The following is a 21114-nucleotide window of genomic DNA, read 5'->3' on the forward strand; positions in this document are numbered from 1 at the left end:
GTCCTTTTTAGTTTTCTTTAATCCACAATACCTGCCATGGATTTAGGATCAGAGTCGTGTCGGTAATATCTTTTCCGCTAATCAATTCTCTTCCCGAGTGAATATCGGACTCAACCGTTTGAGAATTATCACTGAAATTAAACAGCGCTGTTATTTTCTCACCACAATCCGCCACGCGGACAATTTTTAAAATATGCTTCCCTGACGTACTGAAATAAGCCTCACTGTCAGGATGGAATGCTTTTTCCGCCCGGCGCAATACGATTAACTGACTTAACGCACTGTAAACCTGATAACGGAGACTATTTTTATCTTCAAGCGCGCAATCAATTTGACCCGCGGCATATTTTTCACGATTTATCGCACGGTTATATCCAAGACGCTCTACGCCATCATAATCATTACGGGAGCCGAGAATACTTTGAATATAAATCGCAGGCACACCGGGGAAGCTTAACAGGACAGCATGGGCCAGAATAAACCGGGCAATGCGTTCGCTATCATGACTTTCTCGCGTACTTAAGGCATCCAGATAGGTCACGTTAATTTCATACGGGCTTCGTGTGCCATCCGGGTTATTTTTCCAGTTAACCAACGCACCTTCGGTCTGGAGCTTTTCTACAAGCGAGAGGATCTCCGACTCCGGTAAAATTCCGCGCAATGGGTTAAGACCAATGCCGTCATGCGAGGCCAGGAAGTTGAACCAGGTGGTTTTGGTGGAAGGCAACGCCAGCGACGCAGCCCACTGTCTCAGCGTGCTGACATCCTGGCTGTGCACAGCATGCAGCACCAGCGGAGGCAACGAGAACTGATAAACCATCTGCGCTTCATTTTCGCCGTTACCGAAGTAAGAGACGTTATCTTTATGCGGAACGTTCGTCTCGGTGATAATCACCGTGCCGGGGGCAACCGCCTCGGTAATGGCGCGGAAAAGCTGGATGAGCTGGTGGGTTTGCTCAAGGTGAATGCAGCTCGTTCCCGGTATTTTCCACATGAACCCAACGGCATCCAGTCGAATATACCGCGCCCCTTCAATAAGGTAATGCAGCAGCACGTCGACCATCGCAATCAGTACCTGCGGAGAGGCGAAGTTGAGATCGATCTGGTCCTCACTGAAGGTGGTCCACAGATGTCGCACGCTGCCATCATGAAGTGTGAAAGGCGTAAGAAGCGGTAAGGCACGCGGACGCGTCACCGCGGATAAATCTGTTTCAGGATCGACAGAAATAAAGAAATCATCATACCCCGGCATTTGCTTCAGGTAATTAGCAAACCAGGCACTTTTGGCCGACATATGATTGCAGACGAAATCAAACATCAAACTGGTTGATTGTTTTAATTCAGCAACGTCTCGCCATGTTCCCGTTTCAGGCGCAACTTCATGATAATCAATTACAGAAAATCCATCGTCCGAAGACCACGGATAAAAAGGCAAAAGATGGACATGAGAAAAAGAATGCGAAAGCCATTTGTTATAAAAACGTGTAAAAACAGGGAGTGCTTTCTCCCCTTTCGCGGAAAACTGATCGGCATAGGTTATCAGAACGATATCTTTTTCATCCCAGCCCATTTTACGCCTTTCCGTAATAACAGAGGCGGCCTTTTCAATATTTTCCAGCAGCATATGGAGATGTGCTTCAGAAAACGTTTTTCCATAAACAAGATTAATGAGTGCTTTAATTTTTTCGTTCACTTGATTTTCCATGGTAGCGGTCCCACGGAATGGCAATCTACTCCCATGAAAAATATCTGTCAACGGACCGGGCAGGAGAAAAATGCGATTGCAAAGCAGCTCAGCGCAATATTGTGAGCTGCCGCAAAGAAAGCAGGTGAAATGAGGAAGTGCGGGTCATCATCGCCAGCCCCTCTCCTTGAAGAGAAAGGGCTGCTGCGAGCGGAAACTACTGGGATAAGTAGCGGCGTGACAGCCGTTTCGCCACCTTTTGCAACAGCGGTTCGAGCGCCACGGCCAGTACCATTCTGACCGGCTTGCGGGCAACCGATTTAATCGCCCACCCCGCTACCCCAGCCGGACCGTAACGTAACGCGGTCATCAGGACCAGCTTACCTGCGATTTTCAGGCCGGGTTTTACCTTCTGACCGGCCTGTTGCCAGTGTTGTTTCATCTCTTTTCTCTCTTAAAGCTGACGGAAACGACTTCTCAGCGTAAAGGTATCGGATGTGACATAACGTTCCATTTCCCGTAACCGCTTCTCACCTGCGGCGAGTTGCGCATCCACAGCATTGAGGAGATCGCTGCTGGTGGGAGCGCCTTCCGCCGCCAGTTCTCCTTCCGGCATCGGGTCAAGCACAAACGACAACACGATGTACGCAACCAGGGTAATAAATGCCAGACCGAAGAAGATCGACAGCACCGTCACCACGCGTACCAGTTTAACCGGGACGTCAAGATAGTGAGCCAGCCCGGCACAGACGCCGCGCACCATGCCCTGCTGTGGAATTCGCCACAGCTTTTTGTTCAGATTCAGTCCAGACATTAACGGTCCCTCCAGTTTGGATGTTCAGCATCCAGGATGGCTTCCAGCGCCTGAATGCGTTCACGCATTTTGTTCGCCTCATCGGAGAGCTGTATCAGACGCTGTTGTTCACTCTGGGAAAGTTCGCCCCGTGAGGAACGGTTGCTGTAGTGCAGCCATAACCAAATCGGCAAAACGAACAGCACGAAAATCGTCAGGGGAATAGCCAGAAAAAGCGCGCTCATGTGTACTCCTTGTCTTACGATGCGGCACGTTCAGGTGCCGCAGGCATTATTATTGGTTGTCTTGCTTCATTTTGGCTTTCAGTGCCGCCAGCTGCTCGCTGATTTCATCATCGGCCTTGAGGTCAGCAAACTGCTGATCCAGCGACTTCTGCTTACCGATACCGTGACTTTCGGCTTCCGCTTCCATCTGGTCGATACGACGCTCAAATGACTCAAAACGGGCCATCGCTTCATCCAGCTTACCGCTGTCGAGCTGGCGACGCACGTCGCGGGAAGAGCTTGCCGCCTGATGACGCAGGGTCAGCGCCTGCTGACGCGCGCGGGTTTCGCTCAGCTTGTTTTCCAGCTCGCCAATCTCTTTCTTCATGCGGGTGAGCGTGTCATCCACCAGCGTCACTTCATGCTCGAGCGTCGCGACCATGTCTGCCAGCTTCTGTTTTTCGATCAGCGCCGCACGGGCCAGATCCTCTTTGTCTTTGCGCAGCGCGAGTTCTGCTTTTTCCTGCCATTCGTTCAGTTGAACGGTGGCCTGTTCAATACGACGCGTAAGCTGTTTTTTCTCAGCCAGCGCGCGGGCGGAGGTAGAGCGGACTTCAACCAGCGTGTCTTCCATCTCCTGAATCATCAGACGCACCAGCTTCTGCGGATCTTCCGCTTTCTCCAGCAGTGAGTTGATGTTGGCGTTCACGATGTCGGCAAAACGAGAAAAAATACCCATAATTGACTCCTCATAGTTCTGTTATCGGGCGAAGCCCTGCTGTACAGATAATACAAATCTCATGCCAACTTTTTATCTTATTGATTTAACAAGAACTGATTGATTTTTATGCAGTAAAGAACTATTCTTACCTGGTGAATATCGCTAAGGAGTGGTTAATTTCATCATGCCCGGATACAAAGACAATTTACTCGGCGAAGCAAACAGTTTTCTTGAGGTGCTGGAACAGGTGTCTCGCCTGGCGCCGCTCAACAAACCGGTGCTGATTATCGGCGAGCGGGGTACGGGTAAGGAACTCATCGCCAACCGTCTGCACTACTTATCCGGGCGCTGGGACGGCCCCTTCATTTCCCTTAACTGCGCGGCGCTGAATGAAAACCTGCTCGATACCGAGCTCTTCGGCCATGAAGCGGGCGCGTTTACCGGCGCCCAGAAGCGCCATCCGGGACGGTTTGAGCGCGCCGACGGCGGTACGCTGTTTCTTGATGAGCTGGCCACCGCGCCCATGCTGGTGCAGGAGAAACTGCTGCGCGTGATTGAGTACGGCGAGCTGGAGCGCGTCGGCGGTAGCCAGCCGCTCCAGGTGAACGTGCGCCTGGTGTGCGCCACGAATGCCAACCTGCCGGAGAGGGTGGCGGAGGAAACATTCCGTGCCGACCTGCTTGACCGCCTGGCCTTTGACGTCGTGCAGCTTCCTCCGCTGCGCGAGCGAATAAGCGACATTATGCTGCTTGCAGACCAGTTTGCGATTCAGATGTGCCGCGAGCTCGGACTGCCGCTGTTCCCCGGCTTCAGCGATTATGCACGGGAGACGCTGCTCGCGTACCACTGGCCGGGCAATATCCGCGAGCTGAAAAACGTCGTGGAGCGTTCCGTCTATCGCCACGGCAGCAGCGAGACGGAGCTGGACAACATCATTATCGATCCTTTTCAGCGCAGCGCGCCGTCGTCCGCACCAACGTCTCCAGGCGACGCCCCTGCTCTTCCCCTTGATTTGCGCCAGTTCCAGCACGACCAGGAGAAACAGCTGCTGGAGCAAAGCCTGAAGATGGCGAAATACAACCAGAAACGGGCGGCTGAACTGCTGGGTTTGACCTACCATCAGTTAAGGGCATTGCTTAAAAAGCATCAAATGCGCTGACAATATCAGCACTTACCATAGACATTTTTACGAAGCAGGCGTAAGTGCGATACACTTTGCAGATCGAACCTAAAAACCTTAAAAATTATGCGTCTGGTTTTATCGTCCTTTTTTGCACTTGGTCTGTTTAGCAGCCAGGCCTTTGCCGCGCCCGGGCAAACGCCGCAGCCTGACATTCGTGACAGCGGCTTCGTCTATTGCGTAAGCGGCCAGGTGGATACCTTCAACCCGCAAAAAGCGGGCAGCGGCCTGATTGTGGATACCCTTGCCGCGCAGCTTTACGATCGTCTGCTTGATGTTGACCCGTACACTTACCGTCTCGTGCCCGAGCTTGCAGAAAGCTGGGAAGTGCTGGATAACGGCGCAACCTACCGTTTTCACCTGCGCGATGATGTCGCGTTTCAGCGTACGCCGTGGTTTACCCCCTCGCGCAAGCTGAATGCGGATGACGTGGTCTTCACCTTCCAGCGTATCTTCAACCGCAATCACCCGTGGCATAACGTTAACGGCAGCAATTTCCCCTATTTCGACAGCCTGCAGTTTGCCGACACCGTGAAAAGCGTGCGCAAGCTGGATAACCGCACGGTTGAATTTACGCTGACGCGCCCGGATGCCTCATTCCTGTGGCATCTGGCAACCCACTATGCGTCCGTCATGTCGGCCGAATACGCGGCGAAGCTGACGAAAAAAGATCGTCAGGAACTGCTCGATCGTCAGCCGGTCGGCACCGGTCCGTTCCAGCTGGCCGAATACCGCGCCGGGCAATATATTCGTCTGCAGCGCCACGAACATTTCTGGCGGGGTACGCCGCTGATGCCGCAGGTGGTGGTCGATCTGGGTTCCGGCGGGACGGGACGTCTGTCAAAACTGCTCACCGGGGAATGTGATGTGCTTGCCTGGCCCGCGGCCAGCCAGCTCACGATTTTGCGCGACGATCCGCGCCTGCGTCTGACGCTACGCCCGGGGATGAACATCGCGTATCTGGCCTTTAACACCGATAAGCCGCCGTTGAATAACCCTGCCGTTCGTCACGCCCTTGCGCTGGCCATCAACAACCAGCGCCTGATGCAGTCGATTTACTACGGTACGGCGGAAACTGCCGCCTCAATTTTACCGCGCGCCTCGTGGGCCTACGACGGTGAGGCTAAAATTACGGAATACAATCCGGCAAAAGCGCGCGAACAGCTGAAAGCGCTGGGCGCAGAAAACCTTACGCTGCAGCTTTGGGTGCCGACCAGCTCCCAGGCGTGGAACCCGAGCCCGCTCAAGACCGCCGAACTGCTGCAGGCGGATATGGCGCAGGTGGGCGTAAAAGTGATCATCGTACCGGTTGAAGGCCGTTTCCAGGAGGCGCGCCTGATGGACATGAATCATGATTTAACCCTCACCGGCTGGGCGACCGACAGTAACGATCCGGACAGCTTCTTCCGGCCGCTGCTGAGCTGTGCGGCGATAAACTCACAGACCAACTACGCCCACTGGTGTAACCGGGAGTTTGACGCCGTGCTGCAAAAAGCGCTGGCTTCCCAACAGCTGGCCTCGCGCATCGACGCCTATGACGAAGCGCAGAAAATCCTTGCCCAGGAACTGCCGGTGCTGCCGCTGGCCTCTTCCCTGCGCCTTCAGGCGTATCGCTATGATATTAAAGGCCTGGTGCTGAGCCCGTTCGGCAACGCCTCGTTCGCCGGCGTGTCGCGCGAAAAAGTACAAGAGGTGAAAAAACCATGATTATTTTTACCTTGCGCCGGCTCCTTTTGCTGCTGGTGACGCTCTTTTTCCTGAACTTTGTCGGCTTTAGCCTGAGCTATTTCACGCCCCACGCCCCGCTCCAGGGATCGTCGCTGTGGGATGCCTGGCTCTTCTGGTTTAACGGGCTGCTGCACTGGGATTTCGGCGTGTCCAGCATTAACGGGCAGCTTATTTCCGAGCAGTTGAAAGAGGTTTTCCCGGCCACGATGGAGCTGTGCATTCTGGCCTTCGGGTTTGCCCTGATGGTCGGGATCCCCGTGGGCATGCTGGCCGGGATATATCGCAACAAATGGCAGGATAAGTTTATCAGCGCCCTCGCCCTGCTCGGCTTCTCCATTCCGGTTTTCTGGCTGGCGCTGCTGCTGACGCTTTTCTTCTCGCTGACAATGGGCTGGCTCCCGGTTTCTGGCCGTTTTGACCTGCTCTATACGGTTAAATCGGTGACGGGCTTTGCCATTATCGACGCGTGGCTGTCTGATTCCGTGTGGCGGCATGAGATGATCGTCAGCGCCCTGCGCCATATGGTATTGCCGGTGCTGACGCTGGCGGTTGCGCCAACAACCGAAGTGATCCGCCTGATGCGCCTGAGCACCATCGAGGTGTTTGACCAGAACTATGTCAAAGCCGCCGCCACGCGCGGACTGTCGCGCCTGACCATCCTGCGCCGCAACGTCCTGCACAACGCGCTGCCGCCGGTTATTCCGCGTCTGGGATTACAGTTTTCCACCATGCTGACGCTGGCCATGATCACCGAGATGGTCTTTAGCTGGCCGGGCCTGGGGCGGTGGCTGATTAACGCTATCCGCCAGCAGGACTACGCCGCGATTTCCGCAGGGGTGATGGTGATTGGTTCGCTGGTGATTATTGTTAACGTGTTGTCCGATATTCTGGGTGCCATGGCTAACCCGTTGAAGCATAAGGAATGGTATGCCCTACGATAACGTATACAGTGAAAAGCGCACGCCCGGTGTGCTGCGTACCGTGTGGCGTAAATTCTATGGTGATACCACGGCAATGATCGGCCTTTATGGCTGCGCCGGTCTGGTGTTGCTCTGTGTCTTTGGCTCCTGGTTTGCGCCGTACGGCATTGACCAGCAGTTCCTTGGCTATCAGCTGCTGCCGCCGTCCTGGTCGCGCTACGGAGAGGTCTCTTTCTTCCTGGGAACGGACGACCTCGGACGTGACGTGTTGAGCCGCCTGCTGAGCGGTGCGGCCCCGACGGTGGGCGGCGCGTTTGTGGTGACGCTCGCGGCCACGATCTGCGGGCTGGCGCTGGGTATTTTTGCGGGATCCACGCATGGCCTGCGCTCGGCGGTGCTTAACCACATTCTGGATACGCTGCTGTCGATTCCGTCTCTGCTGCTGGCGATCGTTGTGGTTGCCTTTGCCGGTCCGCACCTGTCGCATGCCATGTTCGCCGTCTGGCTGGCTATCCTGCCCCGCATCGTGCGCTCGGTTTACAGCATGGTGCATGACGAGCTGGAAAAAGAGTATGTCGTCGCTGCGCGTCTGGACGGCGCGACCACCTTCAATATCCTGTGGTTTGCCGTGCTGCCTAACATCGCGTCCGGGCTGGTCACCGAGATCACCCGCGCCCTGTCGATGGCGATTCTGGACATCGCGGCGCTCGGCTTCCTCGACCTCGGCGCGCAGCTGCCGTCGCCTGAATGGGGCGCGATGCTCGGTGACGCGCTGGAGTTAATTTACGTGGCGCCGTGGACGGTTATGCTGCCGGGTGCGGCCATCATGGTGAGCGTGCTGCTGATCAACCTGCTGGGCGACGGTATTCGCCGTGCAATTAACGCGGGGGTGCAATAATGCCGCTTCTTGATATTCGCAACCTCACCATTGAATTCAAAACCGGTGAAGGCTGGGTTAAAGCCGTCGATCGCATCAGCATCACCCTCGCGGAGGGTGAAATTCGCGGGCTGGTGGGGGAATCCGGCTCAGGCAAAAGCCTGATCGCCAAAGCCATCTGCGGCGTGGCGAAAGATAACTGGCGCGTCACCGCAGACCGTATGCGGTTTGATGATATCGACCTGCTGCGCCTCTCTCCCCGCGAGCGGCGTAAGCTGGTCGGGCACAACGTCTCCATGATTTTCCAGGAGCCGCAGTCCTGTCTCGACCCGTCCGAGCGCGTGGGCAAACAGCTGATGCAGAATATCCCCGGCTGGACCTATAAAGGCCGCTGGTGGCAGCGCGTGGGCTGGCGCAAGCGTCGCGCCATTGAGCTTTTACACCGCGTCGGGATCAAAGATCACAAAGATGCAATGCGCAGCTTCCCGTACGAGCTGACCGACGGTGAATGTCAGAAAGTGATGATTGCCATCGCGCTAGCCAATCAGCCGCGACTGCTGATTGCGGATGAACCGACGAACGCGATGGAACCCACCACGCAGGCGCAAATTTTCCGCCTGCTGTCGCGTCTTAACCAGAACAACAACACCACCATTTTGCTGATCAGCCATGACCTGCAAATGCTCAGCAAATGGGCGGATAAAATTGATGTGATGTACTGCGGACAAACGGTCGAAACCGCGCCGAGTGAAGACCTGATCACCGCGCCGCACCACCCGTATACGCAGGCGCTAATCCGCGCTATTCCCGATTTTGGCAGCGCCATGCCGCATAAGAGCCGCCTGAATACCCTGCCCGGAGCGATTCCGCTGCTGGAATCGTTGCCGATAGGCTGTCGTCTGGGGCCGCGTTGCCCGTATGCGCAGCGTAAATGTATCGAGACGCCACGCCTGACCGGGGCCAAAAATCATCTTTACGCCTGTCATTTCCCGCTGAACATGGAGAGAGAGTGAAATGGTCGAAACCTTGCTGGAAGTCCGCAACCTGAGTAAGACCTTTCGCTACCGCACGGGGCTGTTTCATCGTCAAACTGTCGACGCGGTAAAACCGCTGAGCTTTACCCTGCGTGAAAAACAGACCCTGGCAATCATCGGCGAGAACGGTTCCGGAAAATCCACCCTGGCGAAAATGCTCGCCGGCATGGTTGAACCTACGGCTGGGGAAGTATTGATTGACGATCACCCTCTCACGTTCGGGGATTACTCTTTCCGCAGCCAGCGCATCCGCATGATCTTCCAGGATCCGTCGACCTCGCTCAACCCACGCCAGCGCATTTCGCAGATCCTCGATTTTCCGCTGCGTCTGAACACCGACCTGGAGCCCGAGGCGCGCCGCAAGCGTATCTTCGAAACCCTGCGCATGGTTGGGCTGTTACCGGATCACGAAAGCTACTATCCGCACATGCTGGCTCCCGGCCAGAAACAGCGTCTGGGTCTGGCGCGTGCGTTGATTTTGCGCCCGAAAGTGATCATTGCTGACGAAGCGCTTGCCTCGCTGGATATGTCGATGCGTTCGCAGCTGATTAACCTGATGCTGGAGCTGCAGGAAAAACAGGGCATCTCGTATATCTACGTCACCCAGCATCTGGGGATGATGAAGCACATCAGCGATCAGGTGATGGTTATGCACCAGGGTGAAGTGGTCGAACGCGGCAGCACGGCGGATGTGATGGCCTCCCCGCTTCACGAGCTGACAAAGCGGCTGATAGCCGGGCATTTCGGTGAAGCACTGACGGCCGATGCGTGGCGCAAAGACCGGTAAACAAACGTTGCACCGCTTAATAAGGATTAAATAGCCTTAATACGCTGTTTAATCCTTAACTTTTTCATCTCCATAGCTGCTCCATATTCTCAGCAAAATACATCAACAGTTCTTCTCCAGAATATCCGGACATTATGGAGGAGAAGAAATGAACAACGCCACTTACGTTCTCAAATATACCGAGTACCTCATCAGAAAATGTCGTTCATTTTTAATGACGGACCTGTATTTTCATACTGTGAGGCTCAAGAAAACATCGGGGAAGCACCCTGACATTAAATCACCCACGACGTTGAGTGAAAAAATATGTCATCGTCTGGTTTATGACCACAATAACGTCTATACCCTGCTTGCCGATAAACTCGCCGTTCGGGAATACGTAATCTCCAGAACAACGCGTGCGAAAACGGTGCCATTACTTGGCGTATACAGCAAGGTGTCCCAGATTGATTTTTCGACGCTCCCTGAAAAATTTGTCCTTAAGTGCAACCATGACAGTGGCAGCACAATAATATGTACGAACAAAGCGCAATTTAACGTCAGGGAAGCGTGTAAAAAACTCAGTCTCGCGTTAAAGAAAAATATGTACTACACCACGCGCGAATGGCAGTACAAAAACATTACGCCAAAAATACTTTGCGAACCGTTTGTCGATCTCTTCGATGATGCAGACAGGAACACAGCGCCCGAAATGCTGAGGTTCCATTGCTTTCATGGCGTTGCCCACTATGTTGAAGCGGATTTTACCGATGACAGCGGCAAAGGTTTCATCAACGTTTACGACAGGTACTGGAACTTACAACCCTTTCAGATGGAATATCCGAATACACCGTTGGCGCCAGGCGAACCGGCCTTGTTCCGACAAGCGTTGCTGGCATCCCAGGAGCTGGCGGATAGCATTGACTACTGCCGCGTTGACCTCATGCTAAAAAAAGATGAAATCTATTTCAGTGAAATAACCTTAAGCCCGAGACGCGGTAAACTGTCGATTACCCCGCAGGAATGGGATGCTAAGCTAGGAAAAATATGGCATTTACCGCCGGCAGGCACATTTGACCTGCCGCTGACGCTCACGAGTCGGGCCAGGTGAGTTTAAATATCGAGTGGTTTTGCGTTGATAAGGTATAGGTAACATCGCCACCATGCGCCAGCATGATGGCTTTTACCACCGACAAGCCCAAACCACAGCCTTCCGGGTTCAACTGTCTGGCGCCGTTATCGCGCTGAAAGGGCTGAAACAGGAAGTCATGAAACTCCCTGGGGATACCCGGTCCCCCATCCTGAATCAGGATAAAATTGCCTTTATCCGAAACACCATTTTTAACCGTGAGCTTGCGCGAAGTTGAATAGTGTAAGGCATTGTCAAATAAAACGGTCAGACACTGATTGATGCGTAAGGGATCGAATACGCACTGCTGCTCCCTCAGTTCGGTATGGACGGTAAATGCCTTACGGTTGAACTCGGGCATGAAGGTATCGAGCGCGTCCTGTATTGTCCCTTTCAGATCCGTTCTGGCCTGGTATAACGTGTATCCTGCCCCGCCATCCGAACTGATAACCCGGAGATCTTCAATCAGACGGGTTAATCCTTCCGTCTGTTTGAGGAGGTTAGTAAACAGCACCGGGTCCGGGGTAAACACCCCGTCAACCAGCCCCTGAAGCCTTCCGCGTAAAATGGTGACCGGGGTTCTGAGTTCATGCGCAATCGCAGCATTCCAGGATTTCCGCTGGATATCCAGCGTTTGCAGCTTTTCTGCCATTTCATTGAAATCCGTAACCAGGTGATTGATCTCTCCCAGCCGGGAACTGGCACAGAATGCCCTGGCGTCCAGATCGCCCTGAGAAATTTTTTTCAGGCTGGACGCGACCGCGTTTAGCGGGGTGAGTATTCGCGATGAAAGTTTGACCGTAAAGAATACGGCAATGATCAGGCTGATCGTTGTCGCGGTCCCAATCCATACCCAGTCCCACATCGTCATCTGCTCGTCATCGCCCGCAGCAGGGCCGCCGGGAAGATGATCCAGAATAAAGGAGTAAAAAAACCAGGAGCCCAGTATGGCGATGGCAATTATCGTAAACGTCAGCAATAGCATATACGTTAAGATCTGACGACTCAGGACAGACTCTTTATTCATTTCTTTTCCCCAAGCCGGTAACCCATGCCCCTGATGCTCTCGGGAACGCCATAAAGACCGGCCAGCTCCAGTTTTTTTCGCAGCTTGCTCATATGGCTGTCGACGGTTCTGTCGAGCGTATCGCCTTCCGGCAAACACGCGTTGAGCAACTCTTCACGGGAACAGACCTTGCGCGGATACCGCACCAGGTAAGAAAGCAACTTAAATTCGGTCGTCGTTAAGACCGGGGAGATAACCTCGGGCCCCGCAGTAACCTCCACGTAGAAATCATCCGGATAGACCGTAATGAATGGCGTTCTGAGCGGCAGGGCCCCCGCCTGCTGAAGCGCAGGCTTTGTTCTACGCAGCACCGCCTCAACCCGTGCGACAACTTCCGAAGGGTTGAAGGGTTTGATGACGTAATCATCCGCGCCGAGCCTCAGACCCATAAGTTTATCGACGTCCTGATCGAGAGCGGAAACCATAATGACGGGGACAGCGCTTTCATGGCGAAGCGTGGTAAGCACGCTCCAGCCGTCACACACGGGCAGGTGAATGTCCAGCAAGATGAGATCCGGTTTATGGAGGCGATTGAGCGTTATCGCCTGCTCGCCCTGCCTGGCCCTGAGCGTTTTCATTCCCGAACGCTCTAAGTAGCTCATCAGTATATCGGCGATTTCGTCTTCATCTTCAACAACAAGGATCAGCGTATTTTTGTTCATATTATCTCCGCGGGTGAAATCCCTTTAAGCACGCTATCAGATATCTTGAGCACAATAAGACACAGCCTCCGGGAAAAAGTGCCGTAGTCACGAAAATTTCCCGGTTGATTTAAATGCCCGGTTATTTCTCCACACAGCCTACACATTCAGTCAATAAAGACTCGACAATGTCCGTTCAAAATCGCTAATGAGGCATAACGCGTTGTGCATTGCGGGCTGCAAATTACCACTGTTTCTTAAAGATTTTATGAAGTTGGCTGAAATAATGAACATGGAACTTTCTAAATATTTTTCCCCTAAAAAACTGGGCATATATTTCCTGTTTCTGCTGCTGTCGTGGGGATTACTTTATACCTGGCTGGTGCTGGTACACAGAATGGATGAGAAAGTCGCCTCGACACTGCTCTCTTCACCCCTTATCTATGGCTGCATCGCATTGTCAGTGGTTTTTCTGGTCATACAAAATAAAGCCGGCGCGTTCATTGAGCTACTTATCATCGCCTTCTGGCTGATGGTGATTTTTGTTTATCTCATTATTACGTTCACCGTGCTGTTAAACGCGATGCCCGATATTGAGGATCTGATCTTTTACTATGAATGTTATTTGATCATTTTTTTTGGTGGAGCACCGCTGTACCTCATTATGAGAATGATCTGAGCCCTTGCTCCACACGGCCTCCATAAACCGCCCACTTCCGCTAAACAGGTGCGCGGTAGAGTCTCTGCCTCACTCTTTTGCACAAAAATAACCCAATGCCTCATTTTTTTATCGAACGTCCCATTTTCGCCTGGGTTGTGGCGCTGTTTATCGTCCTGACGGGTCTCCTGTCTATTCCTCGTTTGCCGGTTGCGCAGTATCCGGCGGTGGCACCGCCGGGCATCATTATTTCCGTTAGTTACCCGGGGGCCAGCCCCGATATCATGAATACGTCGGTGATTTCGTTAATCGAGCGCGAAATCTCTGGCGTAGATAATTTGCTCTACTTCGAATCATCCAGCGACACAACCGGTTCGGCGTCCATTACCGTCACGTTTAAACCCGGCACGGACATCAAGCTGGCACAGATGGATCTGCAGAACCAGATTAAGATCGTCGAGCCTCGTCTTCCTCAGGCGGTAAGACAAAACGGCATTAACGTCGAGGCCGCTAATTCTGGATTTTTAATGATGGTGGGGTTGAAGTCCACCAGCGGTCAATTCGAGGAAGCCGACTTAAGCGACTATTTTGCCCGAAACGTCAGTGACGAGCTTCGTCGCGTGCCCGGCGTAGGGAAAGTTCAGCTGTTTGGCGGCGAAAAAGCGCTGCGTATCTGGCTGGATCCGATGAAGCTCCACAGCTACGGCCTCTCGGTGAGCGATGTTCTCACCGCTGTTGGCCAGCAAAATGCCCTGGTTTCGCCCGGCAAAACGGGAGATGAGCCAGCATCTGCGGGACAAGGCGTAACGTATCCCATCACCGTGAAGGGGCAACTCACTTCGGTAGAGGCGTTCAGAAACATTACCCTGAAATCAGATGCATCGGGCGCGAGGCTGAAACTGTCCGACGTCGCGCGCGTTGAGTCCGGCCTGCAAAGTTACGCTTTCGGTATCCGCGAAAATGGCGTGCCCGCAACGGCGGCGGCAATCCAGCTCTCGCCGGGTGCCAACGCAATGAGTACGGCTTCAGGCGTACGCGCGCGCATCGACGAGCTTTCCCAGGTGTTACCGGAAGGAATGGCGTTTTCGGTTCCCTTCGATACCGCGCCGTTTGTGAAGCTTTCTATCATGAAGGTGGTTCAAACCTTTGTCGAAGCGATGGTCCTGGTCTTCCTGGTGATGCTTCTGTTTCTGCACAAGATACGCTGTACGCTTATCCCGGCGATTGTTGCTCCCGTCGCACTTCTTGGCACCTTCACGGTGATGTTATTGAGCGGATACTCCATCAATATTCTGACGATGTTCGGCATGGTGCTGGCGATAGGGATTATCGTTGATGATGCGATTGTGGTAGTGGAGAACGTCGAACGCCTGATGGCGGAAAAAAGCCTCTCCCCACGAGACGCTACCCGGCAGGCCATGCAGGAGATCGCCCCGGCGATTATCGGGATCACGCTGGTGCTGACTGCCGTCTTTATCCCCATGGGGTTTGCTGAGGGTTCGGTCGGGATTATCTATCGACAATTTTGTATTTCTATGGCGGTCTCCATACTGCTGTCCGCGTTTCTGGCCCTGACGCTAACGCCTGCCCTGTGCGCAACGTTACTCAAGCCGCACAAGGCAGGAAAGAGCGGAAGTGGAAGGTTCGCGGCCAGGTTTAACGCGCGCTTCCGTTTGCTCACCGTCTGTTACGAAGCCGGGCTGGGTGCCGTTCTGAAGCGAACCGGGCGTATGCTGCTCCTGTACGTTGCGCTCTGCACGGCGCTGTTTGTTGGATTGTCTTCGCTACCGTCGTCCTTTCTGCCGGATGAAGATCAGGGCTACTTTATGTCCTCTATCCAGCTGCCTTCTGATGCCACGATGCAGCGCACCCTCGACGTGGTCAAAAAATTTGAAGCGGAAATTGCGGCCCGGCCGGACATTGAAAGCAACATTATGATCCTGGGGTTTGGCTTTTCAGGTTCAGGACCGAATTCGGCTATGGCCTTCACCACGCTGAAGGACTGGAAAAATCGGCAGGGCTCGACGGCTCAGGATGAAGCCGACCACATACAGGCCAGCATGACGAACGTCACTGATGCCGTCACAATGAGCCTGCTCCCGCCGGCCATTTCGGATATGGGCACCTCCTCGGGCTTCACCTGGTACGTTCAGGACAGAGCGGGAGCGGGCTATGAGGCTCTAAAGAGGGCCGCCGACGCGCTGGTTCAGCAGGCTAATCAACGCCCTGAACTCAGCGATGTCTATATAGACGGTCTGCCGGAAGGAACCAGCCTTGCGCTCCAGGTTGACCGGGAAAAGGCGGAAGCGATGGGCGTCTCATTCGATGATATCAACCAGACGCTCTCCGTCACCCTGGGCTCAAATTACGTCAACGACTATACGAACAACGGCCGCGTTCAACAGGTGATTATGCAGGCCGATGCCCCCTATCGAATGCAGCCTGAGCAGATACTGAAACTATCAGTGAAAAACCGGATGGGTGAGATGGTGCCGGTATCAACGTTTGCGACGATCTCCTGGAACGTTGCGCCGCAGCAGTTGACGCGTTATCAGGGATATTCTGCTATTCGCATTACCGGCAATGCGGCGTCGGGAGAGTCCAGCGGCACCGCAATGAAGGTCATGGAAGGCTTATCCAGGAGCCTGCCTCAGGGTATGGCTGGCGAGTGGGCCGGGAGTTCGCTACAGGAGATAAAATCGGAATCTCAGCTTCCGGGCCTGATCGTCCTGTCGATACTGGTCGTATTTATGGTGCTCGCCGCGCTGTATGAGAGCTGGTCTATCCCATTCGCGGTCATGCTGGTCGTTCCACTGGGTCTTATCGGCGCGGTAGTAGCGGTGTCTGTCGCCGGTATGACCAATGACGTGTTCTTTAAGGTCGGTCTGATTACGCTCATCGGCCTGTCGGCCAAGAACGCCATTCTGATTGTGGAGTTTGCCAGGCAGCTGCATCGCGAAGGGCAACCCCTGCTGGCGGCGACCATTCATGCCGCCAGTCAGCGTCTGCGCCCCATTCTGATGACATCGTTAGCCTTTACCTTAGGAGTTGTTCCTCTGATGCTGGCCACCGGTGCGAGCGACAGTACGCAGCATGCCATCGGTACCGGCGTATTTGGCGGCATGATTAGCGGTACGCTTCTCGCGATCTTCTTCGTACCGGTTTTCTTTATCGTTATTGCGCGCTTCATCGGCAACATCAGGAAAGCGTGAACACCCTTGCGGGATCGCGCCTCCTCGCTGGTTGGATGAGGCGAAGCTGTTGCCGGGTGATATACTGGACGAATGCTGAAATTTCGCGCCCCCGCGAGTCCGCGGCGCATTCTTCGGGGCATGCGACTTCGGAGAAGTGCGAGAAATATCGTGACACAAAGGGCCGTGAGTGGGCTATAATTTCGAGCTAATTTCGAATGATTTTGAAATACTGCCTGTAACGCTATGAATTACAAGGCAAAATAAGCAATGAATATAAGGATTAAAGCTATGGGTTTTCTTTCCGGTAAGCGCATTCTGGTGACTGGCGTTGCCAGCAAACTGTCCATCGCATACGGCATCGCACAGGCAATGCATCGCGAAGGCGCTGAGCTGGCGTTCACCTACCAGAACGACAAGCTGAAAGGCCGTGTTGAAGAGTTTGCCGCGCAGCTGGGTTCCAGCATTGTTCTGGAATGTGACGTTGCACAAGACGAAAGCATCGACGGCATGTTTGCTGAACTGGCAAAAGCATGGCCGAAATTCGACGGTTTCGTTCACTCCATCGGCTTCGCGCCTGGCGACCAGCTGGACGGCGACTACGTGAACGCGGTAACCCGTGATGGCTTCAAAATCGCGCACGACATCAGCTCCTACAGCTTCGTTGCGATGGCGAAGTCCTGCCGCGCGATGCTGAACCCGGGCGCAGCCCTGCTGACCCTGTCCTACCTGGGCGCAGAACGTGCGATCCCTAACTACAACGTAATGGGTCTGGCTAAGGCGTCTCTGGAAGCCAACGTACGCTACATGGCGAACGCAATGGGTCCTGAAGGCGTGCGCGTTAACGCCATCTCTGCGGGTCCAATTCGCACCCTGGCCGCTTCCGGTATTAAAGATTTCCGTAAAATGCTGGCACACTGCGAAGCGGTTACCCCGATTCGTCGTACTGTTACCATTGAAGATGTGGGTAACTCTGCAGCATTCCTGTGCTCTGACCTTTCCGCGGGTATCTCCGGCGAAGTGGTTCACGTTGACGGCGGCTTCAACATCGCTGCAATGAACGAGCTGGAAATTAAATAAGCTGTGACTCTCTTCCCGCCCGGGAAGAGAGTATTTCCCCCCGCGTCACCCCTTCGTTATTCCGTTCTGCTATTTGTTATCACCTAACAATATTTTTCCCTTTATCTGCCTTACGCCAGGATATTGATCGCCATTTTGAGATCAAGGAACGCACATGGAACAACGCCGTTTTTCCGGCAAAGGCCACTGGTATCATGAAACCCAGTCAAACCACGCGCAGACGGATGTTCTGCCCCTGGTGCCCGAAGCCGCTAACGTCGACGATCGTTTTTTGCTCGATTTAGCCCTGCCTGATGAGATTGTCGCCGCCTGTTCTGGCTGGCTTACCCCTGCCAGAGCCTTATGCCACCAGCTGTTTCCGCTCTCAATTCCCGTGAACCGACTGCATACGCTCAGCGCTTACGATCGGCTCAGTACCGCGCTAACGGTTGCTCAGGCCTGCGGCGTTCAGCGGCTCTGTAACCACTACGCCGCCCTCCTCGCCCCGCTTCCCGGCCCGGACTCCTCGCGCGAAAGCAACCGCCGCCTGGCACAGATCACCCAGTATGCCCGCCAGCTCGCCAGCTCACCTGATGTCATTGATGATAAAGCCCGGAACCAGCTTGATGAGGTGGGCCTGTCCACGTACGACATCGTGGTGATTAACCAGATTATCGGCTTTATCGGTTTTCAGGCGCGCGTGGTCGCGATTTTTCAGGCGCTGTTGGGACACCCTGTTCGCTGGTTGCCGGGGCACCATATTCAGCCGCACACGCTTCCCGCGAGCCACGATGCGTGGATGCCGCTTTTACCCGTCGTCGAGCTGCGCTACGCGAATGCGCATCAGCTGGAGTCCCTCTCCCGCTGGCAGGCCGAACCCGCGCTCGAGGCGTTGACGCCGGTGCTTTGTCATGAGCCGACGCTGCTCGACCTGACCGGAGAAATCCTGTTAAACAGCCGCGCGGAGATCCCGCAGACGTCACCCGCACTTTCGGCAGCGGTCGAACTGCTGACCCGCTCGCCAGACCGCTTCAGCGCCGCGCAGTTTACCCCGCTCACGGATCAAGGATTCCAGGGCGAATATGCCATCACGCTGCTTACCCAAAGTGCGTTTGTTGGCTGGCTTAATCGTCTGAAAGTGGCGTTTGGTAAAGAGGAATAACCCCACTCATTACCCAAAGACCGCTTGCTGAGACAGTGAGAATCGCGTAAAACTGTCAGCCGCTCAATGGCTACGAAAATAGAACATTATGTTTCAGGACAACCCGCTGCTAGCGCAGCTTAAACAGCAACTGCATTCCCAGACGCCGCGTGCAGAAGGGGTCGTAAAAGCCACGGAAAAGGGCTTTGGCTTCCTTGAAGTTGACGCGCAGAAAAGCTACTTCATTCCGCCACCGCAGATGAAGAAAGTGATGCATGGCGACCGCGTCATGGCCGTCATTCATACCGAAAAGGAACGTGAGTCCGCCGAGCCGGAAGAACTGATCGAACCGTTCCTGACCCGCTTTGTGGGCAAGGTGCAGCGAAAAGACGATCGTCTTTCTATCGTGCCGGATCATCCTCTGCTGAAAGATGCCATTCCCTGCCGCGCCGCCCGTGGCGTTGAGCATGATTTTAAAGAAGGTGACTGGGCCGTAGCAGAAATGCGCCGTCATCCTCTGAAGGGCGATCGCGGTTTTTATGCGGAACTGACCCAGTTCATTACCTTTGGCGCCGATCATTTCGTGCCATGGTGGGTTACGCTGGCACGCCACAATCTTGAAAAAGAAGCGCCGAACGGCGTGGCAACCGAGATGCAGGACGAAGGTCTGATGCGTCGCGATCTCACCGCGCTGGAGTTTGTCACCATCGACAGCGCCAGCACCGAAGATATGGACGATGCGCTCTACGCTGAAGAGAGCGCCGACGGCAAACTGCACCTCACCGTTGCCATTGCCGATCCCACCGCCTGGATTGTTGAAGGCAGCAAGCTTGACGAAACGGCGAAAATCCGTGCGTTCACGAACTACCTGCCGGGCTTCAACATCCCAATGCTGCCGCGTGAACTGTCAGACGATCTCTGCTCGCTGCGCCCAAATGAAGTGCGTCCGGTCCTTGCCTGCCGCATGACCATTGCCGCAGATGGCGCGATTGAAGACGATATCGAGTTCTTTGCTGCCACCATCGAGTCGAAAGCCAAGCTGGCCTACGATAACGTCTCCGACTGGCTGGAAAATACCGGTAGCTGGAAACCAGAATCAGACGCCATTGCCGCGCAGATCCGTCTGCTGCATCGCATCTGTCTGAACCGCGGCGAGTGGCGTCAAACCCATGCGCTGGTGTTCAAAGATCGCCCGGATTATCGCTTTGTTCTGGGTGAGAAAGGCGAAGTGCTGGATATCGTGGCCGAGCCGCGACGCATTGCGAACCGCATCGTTGAAGAAGCGATGATTTCCGCCAACATCTGTGCCGCACGCGTGCTGCGCGACAAGCTGGGCTTTGGTATTTACAACGTCCATACCGGCTTCGATCCGGCGAATACCGAAGCGCTGGCGGCCCTGCTGAAAAATCACGACGTGCACGTCGATCCGGAAGAAGTGCTGACCCTGCCGGGCTTCTGCAAGCTTCGCCGCGAACTGGACGCGCAGCCATCGGGCTTCCTGGACAGCCGCATTCGTCGCTTCCAGTCCTTCGCTGAAATCAGCACCGAGCCTGGCCCGCACTTTGGTCTCGGCCTCGAAGCCTATGCGACCTGGACGTCACCGATCCGTAAGTATGGCGATATGGTTAACCACCGTCTGCTGAAAGCAATTATCAAAGGCGAAACCGTTGCCCGCCCTCAGGAGGAGACCACGCTGCAGATGGCCGATCGTCGCCGTCTGAACCGCATGGCAGAACGTGACGTTGGCGACTGGCTGTACGCACGCTTCCTGCAGGATAAAGCCGGTACGGATACCCGTTTCGCCGCCGAGATCATTGATATCAGCCGCGGGGGGATGCGCGTCCGTCTGGTCGATAACGGTGCTGTCGCGTTTATTCCGGCGCCATTCCTGCATGCTGTTCGCGATGAAATGGTCTGTAGTCAGGAAAACGGTACGGTGCAAATTAAAGGTGAAACAGTTTACAAAGTCACCGACGTGATTGACGTCACTATCGCTGAAGTCCGTATGGAAACCCGCAGTATTATCGCGCGTCCTGTCGCCTGATAACCTGTTCAATTGTCGGTCATTTCCTTTCCGGAAAGGCCGACAATTTTTCTTTTTATCCCCGCCACAAAATCATTATTTTTTCTTACTATTTTCAGTCTCCCCTCGCCCAAATTCGCCATAATTATCTACAGTAAAAGAGTGTTGTTATATTCGGTTACGTGAATTTTTATACGCTCAGTATCCTTTTAAATCTGACTCGTTTTATTATAAGAATTCAGGGAAAAACAATAAGTTCACTTCGGTTTTGCCGCTGCT

At 54.3% G+C, this 21114-nt stretch carries 19 protein-coding genes; 12 read left to right on the forward strand and 7 right to left on the reverse strand.

Annotation, left to right across the window (positions count from 1 at the left end; translation table 11 throughout):
• Positions 1-7: 7 nt before the first annotated feature.
• From C6A40_RS10070 to pspA, 5 genes are all read right to left on the reverse strand, one after another.
• A complete protein-coding gene (locus C6A40_RS10070) occupies positions 8-1705 on the reverse strand; it encodes a sugar phosphorylase (protein WP_045334869.1) in 1698 nt (565 codons plus the stop codon).
• Between the two features lie 196 nt (positions 1706-1901).
• Positions 1902-2126 (reverse strand): phage shock protein PspD, encoded by a 225-nt coding sequence (gene pspD, locus C6A40_RS10075; RefSeq protein ID WP_023292260.1) that lies wholly within the window; start codon positions 2124-2126, stop codon positions 1902-1904.
• A gap of 12 nt (positions 2127-2138) precedes the next feature.
• Positions 2139-2498, reverse strand: coding sequence for an envelope stress response membrane protein PspC (gene pspC, locus C6A40_RS10080; protein ID WP_008501237.1), 360 nt, complete (start codon positions 2496-2498; stop codon positions 2139-2141).
• Positions 2498-2722, reverse strand: a complete 225-nt coding sequence (pspB, locus tag C6A40_RS10085; protein ID WP_008501236.1) for an envelope stress response membrane protein PspB — start codon at positions 2720-2722, stop codon at positions 2498-2500. Before pspB ends, pspC begins: the two co-directional genes overlap by 1 nt.
• 49 nt (positions 2723-2771) lie before the next feature.
• On the reverse strand, positions 2772-3440 hold the full coding sequence (pspA, locus tag C6A40_RS10090) for a phage shock protein PspA (RefSeq protein ID WP_023292259.1): 669 nt from the start codon (positions 3438-3440) through the stop codon (positions 2772-2774).
• 166 nt (positions 3441-3606) lie between these two features.
• Here pspA and pspF point away from each other — a divergent pair, with 166 nt between their 5' ends.
• The 7 genes from pspF to C6A40_RS10125 all read left to right on the forward strand — a co-directional run bounded on the left by pspF (position 3607) and on the right by C6A40_RS10125 (position 11038).
• Entirely contained in the window at positions 3607-4581 is a 975-nt protein-coding gene (gene pspF, locus C6A40_RS10095; RefSeq protein WP_045334872.1) for a phage shock protein operon transcriptional activator, read from the forward strand.
• 87 nt (positions 4582-4668) lie between these two features.
• Positions 4669-6309, forward strand: coding sequence for an ABC transporter substrate-binding protein SapA (gene sapA, locus C6A40_RS10100; RefSeq protein ID WP_045334875.1), 1641 nt, complete (start codon positions 4669-4671; stop codon positions 6307-6309).
• Complete coding sequence (gene sapB, locus C6A40_RS10105) at positions 6306-7271, forward strand: putrescine export ABC transporter permease SapB (protein WP_008501230.1); 966 nt, start codon at positions 6306-6308, stop codon at positions 7269-7271. The genes sapA and sapB overlap by 4 nt, the downstream gene beginning before the upstream one ends.
• Positions 7258-8148, forward strand: a complete 891-nt coding sequence (gene sapC / locus C6A40_RS10110; RefSeq protein WP_025913072.1) for a putrescine export ABC transporter permease SapC — start codon at positions 7258-7260, stop codon at positions 8146-8148. The genes sapB and sapC overlap by 14 nt, the downstream gene beginning before the upstream one ends.
• On the forward strand, positions 8148-9140 hold the full coding sequence (gene sapD, locus C6A40_RS10115; RefSeq protein WP_008501228.1) for a putrescine export ABC transporter ATP-binding protein SapD: 993 nt from the start codon (positions 8148-8150) through the stop codon (positions 9138-9140). The genes sapC and sapD overlap by 1 nt, the downstream gene beginning before the upstream one ends.
• Before the next feature lies 1 nt (position 9141).
• On the forward strand, positions 9142-9948 hold the full coding sequence (gene sapF, locus C6A40_RS10120; RefSeq protein WP_008501227.1) for a putrescine export ABC transporter ATP-binding protein SapF: 807 nt from the start codon (positions 9142-9144) through the stop codon (positions 9946-9948).
• 148 nt (positions 9949-10096) lie between these two features.
• Positions 10097-11038, forward strand: a complete 942-nt coding sequence (locus tag C6A40_RS10125) for an ATP-grasp fold amidoligase family protein (protein WP_045334880.1) — start codon at positions 10097-10099, stop codon at positions 11036-11038.
• On the opposite strand, the gene C6A40_RS10130 is transcribed toward C6A40_RS10125, so the two are convergent.
• Both C6A40_RS10130 and C6A40_RS10135 read right to left on the reverse strand, forming a co-directional pair.
• Positions 11019-12083 carry an ATP-binding protein gene (locus C6A40_RS10130; RefSeq protein WP_021240288.1) on the reverse strand — a complete coding sequence of 355 codons (1065 nt, stop codon included), beginning with the start codon at positions 12081-12083 and terminating at the stop codon, positions 11019-11021. The two genes, C6A40_RS10125 and C6A40_RS10130, sit on opposite strands and share 20 nt — an antisense overlap.
• Complete coding sequence (locus C6A40_RS10135) at positions 12080-12784, reverse strand: response regulator (protein ID WP_008501224.1); 705 nt, start codon at positions 12782-12784, stop codon at positions 12080-12082. Before C6A40_RS10135 ends, C6A40_RS10130 begins: the two co-directional genes overlap by 4 nt.
• Positions 12785-13055: 271 nt before the next feature.
• Here C6A40_RS10135 and crrC point away from each other — a divergent pair, with 271 nt between their 5' ends.
• The 5 genes from crrC (at position 13056) to C6A40_RS10160 (ending at position 20856) form a co-directional block, all read left to right on the forward strand.
• The gene (crrC, locus tag C6A40_RS10140) at positions 13056-13442 is read left to right on the forward strand and encodes a colistin resistant protein CrrC (protein WP_044597947.1); all 387 of its coding nucleotides are present in this window, start codon (positions 13056-13058) and stop codon (positions 13440-13442) included.
• 95 nt (positions 13443-13537) lie between these two features.
• Positions 13538-16633 carry a multidrug efflux RND transporter permease subunit gene (locus tag C6A40_RS10145; RefSeq protein ID WP_045334882.1) on the forward strand — a complete coding sequence of 1032 codons (3096 nt, stop codon included), beginning with the start codon at positions 13538-13540 and terminating at the stop codon, positions 16631-16633.
• Between the two features lie 270 nt (positions 16634-16903).
• Positions 16904-17692 (forward strand): enoyl-ACP reductase FabI, encoded by a 789-nt coding sequence (gene fabI, locus C6A40_RS10150; protein WP_003856831.1) that lies wholly within the window; start codon positions 16904-16906, stop codon positions 17690-17692.
• A gap of 154 nt (positions 17693-17846) precedes the next feature.
• Positions 17847-18833: a CMD domain-containing protein gene (locus tag C6A40_RS10155; RefSeq protein ID WP_021240292.1), complete on the forward strand. Its 987-nt coding sequence runs from the start codon at positions 17847-17849 to the stop codon at positions 18831-18833.
• An 88-nt stretch (positions 18834-18921) separates the two neighbouring features.
• Complete coding sequence (locus C6A40_RS10160) at positions 18922-20856, forward strand: exoribonuclease II (RefSeq protein ID WP_045334884.1); 1935 nt, start codon at positions 18922-18924, stop codon at positions 20854-20856.
• Positions 20857-21114 lie beyond the last annotated feature (258 nt).

The organism is Enterobacter sp. GER_MD16_1505_Eko_090 (assembly GCF_003331015.1).
Lineage (GTDB): Bacteria > Pseudomonadota > Gammaproteobacteria > Enterobacterales > Enterobacteriaceae > Enterobacter > Enterobacter roggenkampii.